Raw genomic sequence first — 347 nt, forward strand, 5'->3', positions numbered from 1 at the left:
CGGACTTGAACCGGCACGGTAGTCACCTACCGCAGGATTTTAAGTCCTGTGTGTCTGCCAATTCCACCACCCCGGCATGGATGGTATAGTATAGTTGGAGCGGAAGACGGGATTCGAACCCGCGACCCCCACCTTGGCAAGGTGATGTTCTACCACTGAACTACTTCCGCGTTTGGCAATGCGGATGAAGGGACTTGAACCCCCACGTCTGTAAAGACACTAGAGCCTGATTCTAGCGCGTCTGCCAATTCCGCCACATCCGCAAGAAAAACATGGTGAGCCATGAAGGACTCGAACCTTCGACCCTCTGATTAAAAGTCAGATGCTCTACCAACTGAGCTAATGGC

General features: G+C 52.7%; 2 tRNA genes. Both read right to left on the reverse strand.

Features of this window, described 5'->3' with window-relative positions:
* Nucleotides 1-95: 95 nt before the first annotated feature.
* Nucleotides 96-170 (reverse strand) — tRNA-Gly (locus G9F48_RS19350).
* A gap of 9 nt (nt 171-179) precedes the next feature.
* A tRNA-Leu gene (locus G9F48_RS19355) sits at nt 180-263 on the reverse strand.
* Nucleotides 264-347: the final 84 nt, after the last annotated feature.

The organism is Bacillus sp. EKM420B, assembly GCF_011065565.1.
Taxonomy (GTDB): Bacteria; Bacillota; Bacilli; order Bacillales; family Bacillaceae; genus Bacillus; species Bacillus velezensis.